At 35.3% G+C, this 19,650-nt stretch carries 11 protein-coding genes; 4 read left to right on the top strand and 7 right to left on the bottom strand.

Going from position 1 to position 19,650, the window contains the following annotated elements; genetic code table 11:
• Nucleotides 1–41: 41 nt before the first annotated feature.
• Nucleotides 42–1,253, bottom strand: a complete 1,212-nt coding sequence (locus FGF67_RS03195; protein ID WP_199240644.1) for a glycoside hydrolase family 88 protein — start codon at nucleotides 1,251–1,253, stop codon at nucleotides 42–44.
• A 1,219-nt stretch (nucleotides 1,254–2,472) separates the two neighbouring features.
• Here FGF67_RS03195 and FGF67_RS03190 point away from each other — a divergent pair.
• The 4 genes from FGF67_RS03190 (at nucleotide 2,473) to FGF67_RS03175 (ending at nucleotide 7,856) form a co-directional block, all read left to right on the top strand.
• Nucleotides 2,473–3,504, top strand: coding sequence for a T9SS type A sorting domain-containing protein (locus FGF67_RS03190; RefSeq protein ID WP_139695030.1), 1,032 nt, complete (start codon nucleotides 2,473–2,475; stop codon nucleotides 3,502–3,504).
• Nucleotides 3,505–3,679: 175 nt separating this feature from the next.
• Nucleotides 3,680–4,108, top strand: a complete 429-nt coding sequence (locus FGF67_RS03185) for a T9SS type A sorting domain-containing protein (RefSeq protein ID WP_158293167.1) — start codon at nucleotides 3,680–3,682, stop codon at nucleotides 4,106–4,108.
• Nucleotide 4,109: 1 nt separating this feature from the next.
• Complete coding sequence (locus FGF67_RS03180) at nucleotides 4,110–5,042, top strand: Lcl domain-containing protein (protein ID WP_139695028.1); 933 nt, start codon at nucleotides 4,110–4,112, stop codon at nucleotides 5,040–5,042.
• Nucleotides 5,043–5,060: 18 nt separating this feature from the next.
• Entirely contained in the window at nucleotides 5,061–7,856 is a 2,796-nt protein-coding gene (locus tag FGF67_RS03175; RefSeq protein WP_139695027.1) for a DUF4962 domain-containing protein, read from the top strand.
• A 439-nt stretch (nucleotides 7,857–8,295) separates the two neighbouring features.
• On the opposite strand, the gene FGF67_RS03170 is transcribed toward FGF67_RS03175, so the two are convergent.
• From FGF67_RS03170 to FGF67_RS03145, 6 genes are all read right to left on the bottom strand, one after another.
• The gene (locus FGF67_RS03170; protein WP_233244002.1) at nucleotides 8,296–8,421 is read right to left on the bottom strand and encodes a transposase; all 126 of its coding nucleotides are present in this window, start codon (nucleotides 8,419–8,421) and stop codon (nucleotides 8,296–8,298) included.
• 182 nt (nucleotides 8,422–8,603) lie between these two features.
• Nucleotides 8,604–10,865, bottom strand: coding sequence for a LamG-like jellyroll fold domain-containing protein (locus tag FGF67_RS03165; protein WP_139695026.1), 2,262 nt, complete (start codon nucleotides 10,863–10,865; stop codon nucleotides 8,604–8,606).
• A gap of 398 nt (nucleotides 10,866–11,263) precedes the next feature.
• The gene (locus FGF67_RS03160; RefSeq protein WP_139695025.1) at nucleotides 11,264–13,183 is read right to left on the bottom strand and encodes a sulfatase family protein; all 1,920 of its coding nucleotides are present in this window, start codon (nucleotides 13,181–13,183) and stop codon (nucleotides 11,264–11,266) included.
• Nucleotides 13,184–13,189: 6 nt separating this feature from the next.
• Nucleotides 13,190–14,650 (bottom strand): sulfatase, encoded by a 1,461-nt coding sequence (locus FGF67_RS03155; RefSeq protein WP_139695024.1) that lies wholly within the window; start codon nucleotides 14,648–14,650, stop codon nucleotides 13,190–13,192.
• A gap of 16 nt (nucleotides 14,651–14,666) precedes the next feature.
• Nucleotides 14,667–17,819, bottom strand: a complete 3,153-nt coding sequence (locus tag FGF67_RS03150; protein ID WP_199240643.1) for a glycoside hydrolase family 2 TIM barrel-domain containing protein — start codon at nucleotides 17,817–17,819, stop codon at nucleotides 14,667–14,669.
• A 264-nt stretch (nucleotides 17,820–18,083) separates the two neighbouring features.
• Entirely contained in the window at nucleotides 18,084–19,547 is a 1,464-nt protein-coding gene (locus FGF67_RS03145) for a LamG-like jellyroll fold domain-containing protein (protein ID WP_139695022.1), read from the bottom strand.
• Nucleotides 19,548–19,650 lie beyond the last annotated feature (103 nt).

Below are 19,650 nucleotides of genomic sequence, written 5' to 3'. Positions count from 1 at the left end.
GAAGTTGTTCGATATATTCACAATTCTATTAGGATTTTTATTTAAATTTTCTTTGAATACCTGTTTAGTGCTTCTAAGAAATAATAATCAGCATAAATCAAGCCTGCATCTAACTCAGAATTTCTTAAATAATTACCTGTTGCATGCTTTAATAAAAAATTATTATTTGTTTCAGGATCCGCTAGATATTTCGGTTGCATTAGGTTGTAAAGGATTTTTTCAGCTGCTGTGAAATATTTGTGACCAGCTTTATTGGATAGTTCACTCAGTTCTAAAAGTGCGGAGGCAAGAATTGCTGCTGCTGAAGCATCTCTCATTGTTTGTTCTCTAGGAGCTCTATAGTCCCAATACGGAACCGAATCATCTGGCATATTAGGATGATCTAAAATAAACCTTGCAATATTTTCAGCATGTATTAAAAATCTTTTATCACCTGTCTCTCTGTAAGCTACTGTGAAACCATATAGTCCCCAACTCTGACCTCTACTCCAAGCTGAATATTCAACATTGTTTTCGCCATTATTCCAGTCCATTTTTCTGAACTTACCTGTTTTTGAGTTGTAGTCCACAACATGTGGGCAACTGAAATCTTTCCTGTAATGATTAACCATCGTTTTTGTGGCATGACTTACTGCAGCATGATAATAAGTCGAATCACCGCTTAGCTTTGTCGCTGCAAATAATAATTCTAAATTCATCATGTTATCAACAATTACAGGGTATTGCCAGTCTCTTTGAGGGTTAGGCTCCCAAGACATAATGGCTCCAACTTTCGGATTAAAGCGTGCTAAAGCTGATTTTGCGGACTCAATCAATACGGTTTTGTAATCTTTATTACCTGTTAAGTTGAAACCCTGACCGTAACTACAATACATTCTAAACCCTATATCATGATCTCTCGTATTTTTTCTTTGATCATATAGAAACCCAGTTACTTCCTTAGCCTTGTTCAAAGCTTCTTTTGATTTTGTTTGATCATATATTTGCCAAAGGCATCCAGGATAAAATCCACTAGTCCAATCCTCCGCCGGTTTAAATCCTCTTTCTGAGGATCTCGGAAATTTTTTATATTGAATCACTGAATCCAAGACATTACCATAATGAATGCTTGCCTTTTTAAAAATTGTTTCAATTGATGATTTGTTTATTGTATAATTTCTGGAACTTGGATTACTGTGGTTAGCTGTTATACAAGCCATTAAAACCACAATGACACTCGCATATAATGGTAATCTCAAAAAGTGTTTTTTCATTTTGTTATGTTAAATTTTAAGCGATTTTATTTGTGGAATTTCCACGATTAAAATTTTAAATTAGTTATTAACAAAGGTAACTGCTGAGTTGTAATGTCAATAAGTCAGATGTTTCATATTGAGGCGTTATATGTTTCTGTTTAGGTTTTGGTAAGAATTAGAATACTAGGACGAGGAAGACAGATTTCATTTATGAATGAGTTTGAATAGCAATACTTTAATTTACTAAGAACCTATCTTTTCTTATAATAAAATCCGTCTAAATATTAATCGAACTCAGGTTATTAGGGTATTAAATTAAACGTAAAGGTGTGGGACGCTAGCGTATTTTTAAAAAGGGGATTCAAAGTCTTTGATTTAAAAGGTTTTATTCAGTCAATCATTTATATTTTAACTACTAGTTTAATTCATGAAATAGATAGATTAACTAAAGACATAATTAAACACCTCATTGTTACAACTAACTGCGTACAACATCTATCTCGTAACACCTTCGCTATTGTCAGTATATCTAATGCTTTAACCGATTTGAAATTATTAAATCGGATTTAAATTAAAAATCATGAACATCTTAGACCAAATAAAAGAGGCTTTAGCTTGTTGTAATTATTAGCTTAAAAGAAAAAGAGTTTGAGGATTTTTAAGCTAAAAAGTTACTACTGAAAAATCATTCAAAACAATCTTGGCGTATATATATTAGCAAGACAAGGCAGATAAAACCTTCAGTTTTTCATTCTGTTAGATAGGGCATCCAATATATCAATCCAAACACGGAAGTAATCAAAGTCTTATATCGGTCATCAAAAGCTATATGTGATTGGTCTTGTTGCCATGGCAATTAAAGGTAACTTAATACTAAACTACTATCACAGAAATAACTTCTAATTCTTAAGGGTTGAAAATTTATATTACACATTCATATTATTATATAAACAGTTATTTCTCATTAGAGAGTTGTACACTTAGCCCAATAAAAGCGGGAGGAATTCCCTTTTTTGAGCTAAAAGAATTAAAAAGTTTGAATATGGTATGTATAGCAAAAAATAGGTAAACCAAATACCTGAGTTATGGATATAAGTCCATTTAGGGAAGTTTCCCTGATGGAGAATTACTGAGGGAATTAATCAAAAGTTAAAGACTATTCAACAAATTTAACATCCTTTTCTTCTGTTTACTATTAGTTTGCAGCACTAAATTAATTCTAAATATTTTTATTAAAATGAAAAATTTTTACTCTATTAAATTTTTATTTGTACTATCTTTTTTAGCTACAATTAATTCAATTGGGCAGACCACGTTGAGTCCCGGAGACTTAATGATTTTTGCTGCCAATTCTGATACCTCAACATTAAATGAAATAGGTTCTGAAGGGGAAGCTACAGAATTTGCATTCATTCTTTTGAAACCAATAACTACGGGAACCCAAGTTTATTTTACTGATTTTGCCTACATAGATTCATCTGCTCCTTATTTTGGTAAGAACGAAAACAATGGGTGTGATCCAGGTGCTGGTGCTCAAGGAGACGGTATGATAAAATGGACGGCTAACTCAGATCTTGAGGCGGGTACAAAAGTATTGATACGCTTTGCCTCAGGAGGTACTGTTGCAACCGTTGGAACAGTTGTTTCTATTGTTGATACTGTGGTGCCAGGAACGAGTATGTTTTTGTCTGACGCTGGCGATGCTATTCACGTATTTCAAGGAAGTGATGATGGAGCTGGTCTTGTTACTGCCGCAACTATGATCTCAAGTTATAAATTTCGAGATGGATGGCAAGATAATCTTGTGGAATGTGATAATAATTCAGGACGATCTGAAGATCCCGGTACTGGTTTTGAATTTGATGCGATTACAAATAAGCCCAATGATAATTCAGGATATATTGGAGATTTTATTGGAAGTGTATCAACAATACAAGCTAAATTATTGGATATAGCCAACTATCAGATAACAAATGGAGGGGCTTACTCTATAGATTTGACTAGTGAAACAATAACACTATCAAACAAAGATAATAATGTTGTTGAAAGTAATGTAAAAGTTTTTCCTAACCCGGCTAAGGATGTAATTAATGTTAGAGCTACGAACGGAATATTGATTGAAGGATTGGAGGTCTATAATATTACAGGCCGATTACTTAAAAAGCAATCTGAAAAGATGATTGATATATCTGGTTTGTCTAGTGGCATGTATCTATTAAAAGTAGATACAGACAGAGGGGGCGTTATTCAAAAAGTGGTGAAACAATAGTTTTGCTTCCAACCTATTAATGAGGAAGGCCATTTTCGTAGTGGCTTTTTCAATTAGGTTGTTCATTATTCTTCAATATTAGTCAGACATATAGATGGCTTATTGAGGAAATAAATGCAACATTCAAAATACATTTAATAAAATGCAAAAAAAAATCATCTTAGCCTTTTTGTTGATGTTTATATGCAAAGAGGGCTTTTCTCAACAAGCAATTTCATCTTCTGGAAAAAGTACTGGTATTTTAGATAATGACGGTACTATTAGTTACACCATAGGTCAAGTAGCATATCTAACTACCGAAGGCATGTCTCAAGGCGTTCAAAAATCATTTGAATATTTTGATTTGTCTGTTACTGATAATGAAGCTTTGATTAAAGTATATCCTAATCCCGCAACTACACAAATAAATTTGGATTTAGGTTCAATAGATACATCAAAACTGTCTTACGAATTGATCAATCTAAATGGTCAGATGGTAGGCCAGGGTACTCTTCAATCTGTAAATCCAACTATTTTTGTAGGACATTTACAGGAGTCTGTATATGTTCTAAAATTAAAAGATAATAATCGACAAATATTGTTAAAAAAATTAATCAAGAGATAAAATGAGAAAAATAGAAATTATTTTGGTCTTTGGCTTGCTATTAGTAGGGAGAATATATTCACAAACTCCTGAAATGATGAGTTATCAAGCCGTTGTTAGGGATGAAAACAGCGATTTGGTCAAAAACCGTGTTGTTGGTATGCAAGTTTCAATATTGAAAGATTCACAATCAGGGAACTCCGTATATACTGAAACTCATACTCCACAAACTAACGACAATGGTCTTTTGAGTATAGAAGTAGGAAATGGAATTACCTCTGATAATATTGCTGATATTGATTGGTCTGAGGGTACCTATTACATTAAGACAGAAATCGATATTGAGGGAGGAACTAACTATACAATATCTGCAATTAGTCAATTTTTAAGTGTTCCTTATGCGTTACATGCAAAAACAGCTGATTACGTAAAGGGTTTGATAACAAGTAAATCTCATTATGTTGGAGAACTATTTGGTGGAGGCATAGTATTTCATGTCAACACCGCTGGTGATCATGGCCTAATAGTAAGCATGTTGGATTTGGCAGATGAAGGTGTTTGGAGCAGTGTTACTGATAGAGAAATAGGAGAATCGGCGCAAAGTTCATGGAATGGTCAATCAAACACCGGGGCAGTAGTTAGTCAAGGTGGAGCAAATAATGCTGCAAGCATATGTCAAAACTATTCAAACGAAGATTACGGTACTGGTGTTTTCTCTGATTGGTATTTGCCAAGTGTCACGGAATTAGATAAGTTATGGGTCAATCTTTATGAAGTTCAAAAAGGCATAGAGTCTGTAGGTGGTGACAATACTGGCGAGGTACAAAAGGCTTTCTATTGGTCCTCTACCGAGGCTAACCAATTTACAGCATGGGGCTTTAACTTTTATAATGGTAACGCCTATGGGAATATAAAGTTTAGTAAAGGCTATGTGAGAGCAATAAGGTCATTTTAAAATAACTTTTTTATAAAAATGAGAAAAACAACTTTTTTATTACTGAGCATATTTACTTTCATTAACTTATTTGCACAGGCAGAGCTTCCAATGGATTTGCCACAAATGATGGGAGAAATTTCGGAGCCTCAACCTCAGGGTATAGTTGATGAAAACCCTGTATGGCTTCATGTGAAAGTTCCTTTATCTGCTGATGGAGCAACGAATTCACAGCGTAGAGCTGATAAAGCAAGATTACAATTTCAAAGACGTTTTTATTTTAAGTTATCTAAAAACACAAGTTTTACTGGAGATGATGTCTATGAAAGTGGGCCTAAACGCTATTCGTTTTACTCACCTTATGAACATTTATCTGTTGGTAAATGGTATTGGAAATATGGGGTAGCTGATCCTGACACTCCGGATAGTCCAGTTTGGAATTCTCAAGTCTATTCTTTTGAGATAACCGGGAATGAGAGGCTTACTCCCATTCCGCCAAGGCCAGAGGAAGTATTAAATAGCGCCATAAGTCGCCCAAATCCTGTAACCGTATTGTTTAAGGAAGAATTTGGAAAACTATTGCCAACGCAAAAGTGGCCACAGTTGGCGAGTTTTATATTAACTAAAGTTGACCAGAACTTTAATAAAAATACTCCGATGACTTATACTGTTAGTGATCAGGATGCTATTAATGCTGGTTATGTTGATGAAAATGGTAATGCTAATGCTGAAGAACTATTTTTTAGGAAGCTTATAAACACTCGCTATGGACAAAAGAATAGATACTTGAAAGAGTTGATGTCAGGCTACTTATTGACAGGAAGAACAGAAATCCGTGATATGATTGTACAAAAGGCAAATGAGCTTATTGATTTCTATAATACTGGAGAATTTTATATTGGTTCGATAGGAAAGACTATGACCGTTAGAGATAATACATGGGGTGGTAATAACCCCAAAGGAGATTTCTTAGAGTTAATAACAGAAGCTTTAACAGAAGAAGAAAAGAAAGAATTTGTGGAAGATGCATATCCGCTAACACGTACATCTCCAGAAGTGGCAGAGAAAGCAGAACATGCTTTGTATAGCCAGCATTTATGGCAAGAAATAGCAGATGTCATATTAACACCCATGATTTATGCCAGATATTCAGCTCAGGCTAGAGAAGAGTTTTATTATGCTTATGAGCTATGGTTGTATCGGGCTCCCTCTTTAAGTAGAACGGATGGTGGAAGTCAAGAAGGTGATGGTTATTTAGGTGTGCATGATGACTATTTATCATTTATACCTTGGCTACTTTACAAGCTAACAGGGCATAATTATTATAAAGGACATCCATGGTTTCAAAATATTGGTAAGTATTTACAATATACCAATGCTTTTGGGACATTACCCAATAGTTTTTGTGATGGTGATAGTCCTGCTACAACTATGCCATACACCATGGAAACTATGGCGTATTTAGACCCAGATAATTACTGGAGTAAGTATAGGTTTAGTCAACTGCCGCAACAAGACTTCAAAAAAGCTGCAGCAGATTTAGGTAAAAAGAGAATGGGAATGGGAAGATTATCTATGTGGAATTATTTTGACGAGTCAGATTTATCTAATGTGAAGCCCCCTACTACTTTAGCAGCTGCTTTTCGAGATATTGGTGAGGTGGCAATGAACACAGACTTTATTAATAAAGAAAAGAATTTACATGTTACATTTCATTCTTCTCCTTATGGTTCAGCACAACATACGCATCCTGCTCAAAACGCATTCAATTTATCGTATGGTGGTCAAGACATGTTTTGGAAAGTTGGTTTTTATAATGGAGGAGGACCACATAACGTCCTAAATTATAAAAATTCTCGTGCACATAACACAATTATGGCCGATAGCTTAGTTCAAGGATTTCATCATTCAGCATATGGATGGATAACTCGGTTTGCAACAGGTAATAAAATCAGTTATGCTTTGGGAGATGCAAGTAATGCTTATAATGGAAAACATTGGCTTGCTAATGGTAAGCCTGGGAATACGGATGCTGACGGAAATCATATATTCAAACCGACTCCTGACCCTGATACTCATATATCTCATACTCGAGAGTTTGGTTTTGGAGATCCTGGTGTAACACGATTTCGAAGACATCTTGCTATGCTTCGACCTAACTATGTACTGATTTACGATGAGTTAGAGGCAGAAAACCCTATTACTTGGCAATTTAATATTCATTCCAGACGATTTATGAAGAAGTTAGGCGATAACTGGTTAATGGCCACTAATGATTATGGTTCTGCTTCAGTTAAGTTATTTTGTAATAGCCCAACTATTACAACATTAGACTCTGAGTGGCTTCCTAGTTATAGGGAAAGCAATTTTATAAAACCAGAAAATAATCGTCAATGGCTGTTAAAGCCTTGGGATGATGAGAACAAATTGCCCAAGCCTATTCCAGACCATTATCATGGGACAATTGGAACATCTGAAAAACACTCTAAAATGCGATTTTTGACTCTTATTGAAATGCATCCTGATGAAACATCAACATACCTGCCGACTGAGCCTCAAAGTACTACTAATGGAGCTGGTTTAACAGTTATTCAGGCAGGAGAATATACTATTAAGGTACAGCTAGATGCTACTGAAAAATCCTTTTTAAGTGTTGTGAATGCAAATGGAAGTGCTGCGTTATTAACGGGTCAAGATGCAAAGGCGTTTTGGGTTAAAGGTAAACAATACAGAACACAATATAGAGGAGCCACGCTTTTGATAGAGGACGGTGAAATTGAGATAGAAGAGGTTGACAAATACCCAGATGCACTCATATACGGTAACAAGTATTAATGCTGCTAAATAATAAGTTTCATAGAACATTTTTAGTATAAAGAATACCCTAGAGCTCTGCGTTGGGGTAGTTCATTTATTAAATTTAGAAATGATTATATTTAGAATTTTTATAACGGCGAGGAATCACAATATAAACTAAGTCTTTAATAAGTAAGTTATATTTTGATACATATTGATTAGATTTGTGATTATGAAAGCTTAAAATGCTCTGATTGATGTCTTTATTGATGTCCTAAACGTGAAAATTAAAATATAAAGTACTGAAATTTAGTTGGTTGTGATTGGTGGTTTTAACCCTGCCACCCCGACTTTTAAAGAAAATAATAAGGAATAAAAACTTGGTAATTGAATCATTATCAGGTTTTTGTCGTTTTTAGGGGGTTCGTGTTATTTGAATTCATTTAAATAAAAATGGGATCAAGACCAATTGTTGTGTTTAGGCAAAAATTTGAGTTAATCTTAATAGGAAGAATTCAGTGTTTTTTACACCTCTAAATTGCCATCTAAAAGCTTTAATTTTTGCATTAAAAGATTCAGCGGATGCATTTCTGCTTCTTTTTATGAAGTAATTTAAGATAGATCTATAGTTTATGGTTATAGTGTTTGCATAGTATTAAATGCTATTCGTCCTGTTTGAGAATGACCCCTTTTCTCTTTTTTTCTATGAAAAGTAGGACTTTGCTAAAAGTCCTAAACATATGATTTTTAAATTTACACATTGCAGGATAGCTTTTTTAGTTACAATTAATGACTTATTATAATTTTGTTCATATACGAGTCATTTCCTATCACTGTTTGTATCAAATATATATTGGGTGCTAAATCTTTATGAAAATCTATGTGGTTTTTGTAATCTATAACTTCAGAGGATATCAACTGTCCGGTGATGTTGTACAGGGTTACCTGCACCGTCTTTACCTTGTTGTTTTTGGGTAATATTAAAGTAAATCTTCCATTTTTAGCAGGGTTGGGAAATAGTTTAAGATTTTGTTCTTGTAAGGTTTCAATAGTTTCCTCATTATCTACTGATTGGGCTTCATTATGGGTTTGGTTTTTCTTATTGCCTGCTTGTTTTGCTGCACTCATGTTTAATGGAATTTTTAGATGTGAATAAGAGCCTGCCGGTGCTGTGATATTCCATTTGTTAATTCCATTTAAGCTGTAAGAGTTTGCCGCGGCAGTGTCGATTGCTGTCCAAATGGTTCTTTTTATAGTCCCATTGGTTGTGTAACCACCAGACAATTGTAATTTAACGGTTTTACTAATGGTATCCTTATTGATAATATGTACATCTAAAGTATCTTGATTGGCAAAAGCAACTACTTTAATATTCTTGTTATCGGAAGTGCTTGGTCTTACGCTGCCTTCGGAGTTATTTACAATATTTTGAAAACCAGTATATTTTATAGGTTGTGTTCCTCCATTTGCCCAAACAAACCGCTTGCAAACTTGGTAGAATGTAATAGACTCTACACCATTTCTTAATGCAGGAAATATGTTTTCCATTCCATCTACAAGTTTTTCAATACCATCACTGGTTTTATATCGTGTAGACTCGGTATACCAAACTGGATTAGCCGATTTATTCACTAAAGATGCCCATACATCATCACGTTCTTCTTCAGGAATAGGGTTAGAGCCTTCTACATCATCATAAAAATGAGATCCTGAGATATCTATTTGGTCTTCTACGTCGTCCACATCGCTCACAGAGGTACGTAAAGCCCAGCGTTCAAGCCCCACACGTTGTGTTGTTCCTAATTTGGTCATTTGGTCAAACACTTTAAAGTGGTCGGAATCATCTGCGGCATCTTCATTCCAAGGGCCCAAATAATCAATTGTGATTCCAGCTGCCGTCATCCTGTCTATAAAACTATCAAGGTAAGCGGCATAAGTAGTAAGGTTCAGGTTATAAATATTGTACGAACAGCATCCTTGCCATGAAGATGGGAATTTATGAGCACCATGATAATCGGTTCCATAACCATTGCCATTGGCAATACTGGCAAATACCTTAACATTAGGATTTACGCTTTTTACCGAATTTATTACAGTAATAACATCATCATAAATAGGGTCTGTTATAGGCTGTAATGCAAAAATGGGAACCCGCAATATTTTTAAATTCATATCGCCATAAAGTTTTTGGGAAACAGTGTTTGTATTACCATCGGCCCATGCTTTAATAGTTAGTTTTGCATCTCCTCCAAAAGTAACAGTTTGCTTACTTTGCTCTGGGAATACTGTAATATGGTTTAAGTTTAGTTCGCCATTGTAAACATCGGTAACTTCTGTTGAAGATAAGGCCCTGTTGAATATGGCCACCTGATCTAAATTAGCTTTTGTGTTTTTAGAGTTACCACTACCATCAACAAAAGGGGTTACAGCTCCTGTAGAGGCGTTAACATTAGCTTTTAGCCCTAAATATAGGCTTAGGTTGGTTAGGTTGTGTATGGTTTGCCCGGTACTGGTTGCAACCTGTGTTCCATCAATATACAACACTACGGTACCTGTATTATATGTTAGTGCAATGTGGTGGTATTGGTCTTGGGGCAATACGTCCACTGCAGATAGCCCCAAGCCGTTAATTTCGCCTGTAGGTTTTTTAATTTGTATATGCTCACTAACATAGTTGGTTCCATCGTTCCCTACAAAGCTTATTAATCCAAGCCACCATGCATTGGTGCCTGTCCATTTATATTTAGCCGTTAGGCTGAACTCGTTTTTATTCAAAATAGTTTCATCAAACTTTAAATAGCCCTCAAAATTTTTAAATAAGACATTTTCACCAGCATCATTTACAATAGCATTATTAGTTTGTGGGTAGGTTCCGGCAGGATTTGCGAGACTTACTGTACCACTCGCGTTAACGTTTGTAATTCCTGAAACACCATAAGGGATTATGGTGTTGTCCTCGAATGTTAGATAGGCTTGGGGCGTAATAAATTGGGAAAAAGAGTAGTGGCTAGAAATAAGTAATACAAAGAAGAGAAATTTTGTTTTCATAATTATTGTGCTGATTTATTAGTTGTTATAAAATTATGAAGCACAACTTGTTTTTGTGTATCGCGAATAGTGCAATTATGGGGTTGTTTTGTTGCGAATACCAAAAATAACGAGGTATATTATTATGAAAATATTAATTTTATTACAGATTAAGTTTGCTTTTTTATTTTTAAGAGAATTCTTGTTTTGGCAATTATATTACAAAGCAATTAATAATTGACGAATGAAAAGGTGTAGTAATAAAAAAATGGTACTCCCAAAATAAATAAGAGAGTACCAAATTATAGCTAAATCATTATAGAATATTATAATGACTTTATGTGTCAAATTGTGCTCATTTAGTTTTGTAACAAAGGTAACAACATGAAAATTTTACAAGATTATGCTTGATTCTTGCTTTATTCATGATGATTGTACCCTTTTTCAGGTTCACCAGTAGCACCCCATAAATCTTGATAAGCTAAGTACCCTGTATTAATTAATGCAGATTTTATATAGAACTGGTTTAAATCTTTATTTTCTCTAAGCTGTATTAATTCTTCCTCTATAGGTTTTGCCAGTGAATCTAAGTTTTGTAATGTAGCGTAAGCTATAAAATAATCGTTTTTTATCTGCTCTAGTATATACTGCAAAGCATTTTTATTGGCTTTAGATTTTACCAATATTTCGGCGGACATTAATCGTATTTCTGTATTTTCATTGTCGTTGTTGAAGTTTTTGTTGACTTCATCTGGGACATCATTAATAAGCTGTCTTTCTAAAAGTTGCAAAACACCTACCGAGCCCCAATACCGTATGGCAGGTTCCTCAGAATTTAGGAACCCTTTTATGGTTTCAATATCTGAAGCTTTGGCAGTACTTGCAAATGCTGCAGCATCTATAATGGCCTCTACGGGTTGATGGGTTTGTTTTACATAAGTATAAAAAGGCAGGGTATCCTTTTGCTTTCTCATAGACCATGGGTAGAGCCCTAAATCCTTCTTTTGCTTCATAAAATCAATTAAATCTTGTTTCATTTGTGAAACTTTTTCTTGATATTTTGGATCATTAGCAAGATTATTTACTTCAAAGCTATCGGTTTTGGTATCATAAAATTCTAGAGCGGTAGTTGGTTTCCAAAAAACACTTTGTAAACTGTCTGTTTTACCTTCTATATGAGCTTTGTCCCAACCTTGATAAGAGGGCATTTGCCATTGGTAAGATTGTCTGGTACCATTGGGGTAGGCCGAATTAAAATTCCAGATTAATTTATATCTTCCATCTGTTAATGCACGGGAAGGAATATAACTTTGTTCTTGATTGGCTCTATACAGAAACAGTTCGGATTTTGGTTCTGGGACTTGCTTACCTAAAAAAGGTTGTCCCATCATAAAATCTGGTTTTTCTATACCTACTAGGTTAAAAATTGTGGGAGCAAAATCAATAAACCCAACTAAGTTGTCATTTTTATTAGCAGAGGTAGTTTGCGCCAAATGTTTATATTTCTCAGGTAAGTGTACGATTAAAGGAACACGTGTTCCGGTATCGTAAACATAGGCTTTTCCACGAGGCAAACACCCCCCATGGTCTGAATAGAAAAACACAATGGTGTTGTCTGCTTCACCCGAAGCTTCCAATTCATCAAGACGTTTTTTTACCCATACATCCATTTTATTTACCGCATCATAATACCAAGCAATATCATCTTTAATCTCTTCTACATCTGGCAAATATGGAGGCAATGTAACACTATCAAGAGCAATGGTTCTTGGTTCTCTCCCTTTAGTATTTCTAGTGGCTACCCGTTTGGTGTGTGTACCACTATAATTGAACACAGAAAAGAAGGGTTGCGCTTTGCTTGGTCTGTTAAGATAACTTGCCTTTTTGTTAGATTCATGCCATAAGTTTTTAGGTGTATTATTGGCATTGTAATCTGTCTTGCTATTATTAGTGCAGTAATAACCAGCCTCTTGTAAATATTTTGAATAATAAAAATCTTGGGGTACGGCCCGAGCTTCACGGTGCCAATCTGTAGCCAACATTGGTGCATAAATACCCGACATTAATGTAGACCTAGCTGGAGAGCATTGGGCACCATTTGAGAAGGCATTTGTAAAAACAATTCCGTTTTTTCCCATAACATTTAAAGTTGGAGTAGTGGTATATTTGTTTCCGTAAGAATCTAAAAACGGACTCATATCTTCAACAACCAACCATAAAATATTTGGTTTTTCTGTAGGAACATCTAAATTTTTACACGAATTAAAAGAGGATACAACCAGTATAAGTGATGCGCTTACTATAAGCGTAATATAAATGGATAGTCTTTTGGTAACCATAGTGTTTTATTTCTTTATAATACTTTGTTTTTGTTCAAACTTTAAATCGTAATCGGGATTTATTTCCGTTGGAATAGGAGCATTGGTATCACTTCTCCATTGTTCTAATTTGTTCAATAATTCATTTACTTTATCAGGATGGGATGCTGCGATATTTTCAGCTTCTCCTAAATCAGTTTTCAGATTGTACAATTCTACAGCGCCATCTTCGAAATACTGGTGTAATTTCCAATCGCCTGAAATAATTACAGATCCTGGGCGCGTTCTAAACAAAGGGTCTCTGCTGCTATCTTTTCCTTTTTTATAAGCTTGAAGGTATACAGGAAAATGGAAAAATAAATCTCTTTCCGTAATGTTTTGATTGGTATTAATTAATGAATTTAAATCAACCCCATCCAATACCTTAGCTTTTTTTACGGGAGCAGCAATAGTTTGCAAAGTAGGATAGAAGTCCAAATTAGAAACAACTTGCAGTGAAGTTGTATTTGGCTTAGTATGGTTTGGCCATTTGATAATTAATGGCACCCTGATACCACCTTCGTAATACGATCCTTTTCCAGCTCTTAAAGGATCTTGGTGTGAAATGGCGCGAATCCCTCCATTATCTGAAGTGAAAATAACTAACGTGTTTTCTTCCAATCCTTTTGTTTTAAGCGTATTCAATAACTTGCCTACGTTTTCGTCCATCGATGCTACCATAGCAGCATACTCTGCATTATTTTGCCCTTCATGGCCTTTTTTGGTTTTAAACTTTTCAACTAAACTGTCTTTGCCCATTATTGGTGTATGCACCGAATAGAACGGCATATAGACAAAAAAGGTGGTATCCTTATGTTTTTCTATAAAAGAGACCGCTTCATTGGTTAATCTATCTGTTAAATACTCGCCTTCTGGCCCATCCTCAATAAAATCGATGTTGTAAGGCGAGAAGTACCCATTTTTACCAGGGTTACCCTTTCCGCTACCACCAACATTATAATCTATACCTTGCTTAGCCGGGTTGTTGCCTACGTGCCATTTGCCAAAGTTAGAAGTAATGTAACCGCCAGATTTTAACATTTGTGGTAAGGTGTAAATAGAATCGTGCAAATGCTTTGTGTTTTTTATGGGTATAAGTTTTCTGGTTTTTTTGTGGCCTCTATCGGATGGGCTAACAGTGTAAACACCATGTCTGGGAGTGTTTAAGCCAGAAATAAGACAAGCTCTACTTGGTGCGCAATTGGCAGCTCCCGCATACGCATTGGTGAAAACCATGCCCTCTTGAGCAAGTTTATCCAAGTTAGGTGTTTCGTAATAAGAGCTTCCCATAAAACCCAAATCTTTCCATCCTAAATCATCCACATTAATTAAAACGATATTTGGTTTTTTTAAAGTGTTATTGATTTCAGATCTTTCCTTTTTAGATTTGCACCCAAATAAGGCTAGTATTGAAAAGAATGTTATAATTTGTTTATATATATAATACATTATTATTTTAATTAATTTATTTGTTTTCAGGATACATTATTCTGCCTATTTGCTTACTAGATTTAATAGGTTTTAAGATAAAAGAATAATTATAAGCCTTAGCGGGTATTCTAAATTCAGGATGTGGCAAAGCATTTTTAGACCAACTATCATCACCTCCAACCCCCATTTGTTTATGGTCAATATTAAGGGTTATAAAGTCTTGTTTTTCTAAATCATAGGTATGTAAAGCGTCTTCAATATTCCAGGTTGTATAAGGCCATGCACTCATGCTTAAGTGTTGGTCTATGGCATTTATTAGTAGACCCTGTCCGTAGTTATTGGTTAAAGCGAACCATCGTACATCGGTTTTGTTACTGCTTTCTTGTGGGCGAATATAGTGGTAGTAGTCCTTAAAAACTGAGCTAGAATATACACCAACATCGGCACTCGTTTTTCTATCCCAATAATTTTCATGAGGACCTCTACCCAGATATTTTAGATTATCAAAGGTATTGGGTATTTGTAACTGTAAACCTAATTTAGGTAACATGGGAAGGGTTTCATCAGCTTGAAATTCAACATCTACTTTTATAGTACCATCGCCATAAATAAAATGTTTTACTACAAGGGAAGCCTTGTTGTCAGCAAATGTAAAGCTTGAAGCTGCCAGAGCAGTATTGGAGGTTAGCTGTTTTAATTCGAATGAAGTGGCCGTTGGGTTTTCTGATGCTGCCCTCCAAACAGCAAGGTGCTTTTTAGTTTTTGCGCCTGCCCGGTCATTGTCTGTTATAGGTCGCCAAAAACTAGGTAGGAGACCAGTTGTAATTAAATTTTGATTATTGTAAACAAATTGTGATAAGGTTCCTTTTGAAGCATCAAAGTCTATTTGGAAATTTTTACCAGAAACGGAATGGTTGTTAATAGTTATACTATTTAATGAACTGATGGACTTGTTTGGTAAAGCTCTATTAAAAGGCAATTGAAACTGTTCCCATGCTATTTCATGGTTTTTATTGGCCCATAAGGTGTTTTCTTTTAATACAGCTGAAATTCGTATGAAATATTCGGCACCTGCTCTTAGTCTCGGTTCTTTATAAGGAATAGTAATAGTCTTCGTCTGATTGGGAGGAAGAGCTATGGTTTCTAGAGCTCCTTGTTTTATGGTTTTGCCATCTTCTTGTAGTTCCCACAAGAACTGAAACTCATTTAGATTGGTAAAATTATGATGATTGGTAACTGTAATTTCGCCTGAAGCAAGGTTGTTGGGTATGAACTCGATAGGCTGAAATACTTTTTTTACCTCCCAAGTGGCTGCTTTTAACTCTCTATTTGGGCCAACAATACCATTGAGACAAAAGTTACTAGTATTAATCTTAGTGTCTCCCATATCGCCACCAAAGGCATAGTAATCTTCACCTTCAGCCGTTTTTTGAGCAAGACCTTGGTCACACCAATCCCAAATATAACCGCCTATAATTTGTTTGTTCTTTCTAAAAAGGTTACGATATTTAAATAGATTTCCTGTTGAATTCCCCATAGAATGTGCATATTCACACCAAATGATGGGTCTTGTTTCATCTTCAAACTCCGACATTTGAACCATGTATTCCATAGGGCTGTACATGCGGCTAACCACATCTACATAAAGCGGGTCTTTTAATATTTTATCTTCAACCTTTGCTTTGCCTTCAGTAGTTTGAGCACCTTCATAATGTACAGGGCGTGTAGTGTCGTAATTTCTTATCCAATTGGCCATGGTAACGTGGTTAAACCCTGAACCCGATTCATTCCCTAAAGACCAAAATACAATACTAGGGTGGTTTTTGTCACGCTGAACCATTCGTATGGCCCGTTCTAAAAAAGCACTTGACCATGAGGCATCATTGCTTAATTTACCGCCTACGCCATGTGTTTCTAAATTGGCTTCGTCCATGACATAAATACCATATGCATCGCACAGGTCGTACCAACGTTCATCATTGGGGTAATGTGATGTACGTACGGCATTAAGGTTGAATTGTTTCATAAGCTTAATGTCTTTTAACATAGACGCTTCACTTATAACCTTACCATTTATAGGGTCATGGTCGTGCCTATTCACACCAAACATAATAACAGATTTTCCGTTTACAAGAAATTCGCCATCCTTAATTTCGGTTTCTCTAAAGCCGACCTTGGTGCTTCTCGATTCCAGTATTTGTCCTTTATCATTTTTCAAATTAAATATTAAGGTATATAAGTTTGGTTGCTCTGCGCTCCACTTTTTAGGGTTTTCAACCAATGTTTGCATAAGTCCAAAACCCGGTTTGCCGCGTTGTTCAAACTTTTCGTTATAAATCTTATTTACAGGAATGCTTAGTGGTTGCTCTAATACTTCAGCATTGTTTTCGTCAAATAGTTTGGCTTCTAAAGTAAATTTGCTAAAATCGGTATCTTCAAAAACCTTTATTCTAGGACGAATTTTTAATGTAGCATTTTCATAATTTTCGTCTAAATCGGTTTGTACAAAAAAGTCGTACAGCTGAACTTTAGGTGCTGATGTTAAATACACGTCTCTATGAATACCACTTAATCGCCAGTGGTCTTGGTCTTCAAGGTAAACACCATCGCTCCAACGAAAGGCCTTAACTGCTAAAGTATTTGTACCTGATTGTAGATATGGAGAAATATCGAAGTGGGTTGGGAGCATGCTGTCTTCACTATAACCCAACAGTTTGCCATTTACCCAAACGTAATAGGCTGAACTTACACCGCCAAAGGTTAAGGTAATTTGTGAGTCAATCCAATTATCTGGAACTTCAAAAGTTGTACGATAACATCCTGTAGGGTTGTCGTCGTTTGGTACTAATGGCGGGTTTACAGGTACAAAAGGATAAATTGTATTTGTATAGATGGCTGTTCCATGACCATGTAGTTCCCAATTGGCTGGAACAGGAATGGTGTTCCATGAAGAATCATCAAATGTTGGTTCTTGAAAATTGTTTGGAACTCCTTCTGGAATGGGAGCCCAATAAAATTTCCAGTTACCATTTAAAAGCTTATAGCGACTAGAATTGTTTTTGTCATTTTGTAAGGCTAACGATTCGTTGGGGTATGAGTATGAAGTCGCTTTACTTGGTAACCGGTTAATTCCTGAAACTTGAGGGTCTTCCCAGGGCTTTAAATCTAACGTGTTGTTTATGTCCATTTGACAAAAACTTAACTGTAGATTAAACAATGATAGCGCTAAAAATATCCAATTAATTTTCATGTGTTTAATGATAATGATTTATTTTTAAAGTGAAGAGTTATATTTCTAACCGTATTATTTATGGTGAAAACTACTATTTTAAATAATACATCGCATAGATATTAATTTAAGGCTCTTAGTTAATTGAAATTTTAAAAAAAACCAATACCAAAGTGTTTTTGATATTGGTTTTAATTTTGCTATTAATTCAATTTGAGTTTCTTAGTTAAAAGGAAATCCTGGAGTCACTTCTACCCATAATGGTGCAGCATCTGCTCCTAAGTCTCCTCCAAGTGTTCCTGTGTTTCCATTTGTACTAGAATCTATTACAGATGTTCCTGTTCCTTCATCTAGTTTAAAATAGCCTATGAGTCCTGCTTCATTTCCATTAAGACGTGCATCTTTGCTACTGGCTATTTCACTTTCAGATCTTGCTTTATTCCAAACTCTAACATCTGTTATATCGCCTTCCCAGTATCTATCTGGTTGTGCAGCACTTCTACCTATTTCAAAATCATTGGTAGATGACGAGTTAATTGGAGCATCACCAGAAGCTGCAGTATTTGTCTCAAGAGCACCATCTACATAAAGTAAAACACTTGTTAAAGCCGCCCCATCAGAAGGTACTACAACAGCAATGTGGTGCCAGTTTCCGTCATTTAGTTTTGTAGATCCAACTATACCTCCACCATTGTATTCAACTCTAAGCGCCTTGTTTGCATTATGTAAACGAACATCCCATTTTTGATTGGTTACGTTTTCTCCCCAAGACATTATAATAATGTTCTTTGTTTCTGATGTTGTTCTAATCCATGCTTCACATGTTCTTGCTCCTCCTCCTGGAACAGCTTTAAAACCATTTACTTTTATATAATCATTACCATCAAAATTTAAGTAACTTGGAGGGACTACCTTACCAGCCTCAAAATTGGCTATGGCCTGGTTTAAAACATCTAATGCTTGGTCGATGTCAGCTTGGTTGGCTGCTTGATTATTAGCGGCGGTTTGAGCTGTATCTATAGCATCTTGTAATACGGCTTTAGATCCAACGGCGTATTCACCATTATTTGTACCTTCAACAGCACTGTCTAGTAAGGCTTGAGCAGATGCAATAGCATTATTCAATTCGGTGAAATCAGCATCTCCAACGATGCTAGCTTCAAAAATTGAAATAGCTTTGTTTAAATCAGAGTCAGCCTTATTAACATCGTTTTGGGAAGCACTGTCATTGTCAAGAATCGCCTGAGCAATATCTATAGCATTTTGTAAGATATCTTTTGATCCAGCAATATAATCTCCAATTTGGGTGCCTTCAACAGCTCCTGTTAGTGCAACTTGGGCTGTTGCAATTGTTTCAGTAAGTTGAGAATAATCTACTGCAACGGTATTGTTGATATAAGCTTTTAAGGCAACGGTTAATAAGTTTACAGCATGGTCTACCGTACCTTGGTTAATCGCTGTAGTTTTGTATGCTTCATATTTAGCAATGGCTTCATTTAAAGTAGCAGTAGAACCTATTATAAGGTCCCCGTTTCCATCTCCTTCTTTAGATTCATCAGCAGTTGCTTTGGCTTCTGTGACAATAGCATCAAGTGCTGTGTAGTCTAATTTACCGATATCATCATCTTTATCACAAGACGTCATAAATAATGTACAGGCAAATAAAAAATAAATTAGCTTTTTCATTTAGTTCAGTTTTAGTTTATAGATTCAATTTTATTTATTGTGTAATATATGTTCCAAAAACATGAGATAAAATTAAGCATACTTAAGCTTTAAAAATTCTCAT

It is taken from the genome of Allotamlana fucoidanivorans (assembly GCF_006265225.1).
Classification (GTDB): domain Bacteria; phylum Bacteroidota; class Bacteroidia; order Flavobacteriales; family Flavobacteriaceae; genus Allotamlana; species Allotamlana fucoidanivorans.
Note: the sequence above shows the minus strand (reverse complement) of the source record. Positions and strands in the feature narration are given on the sequence as shown.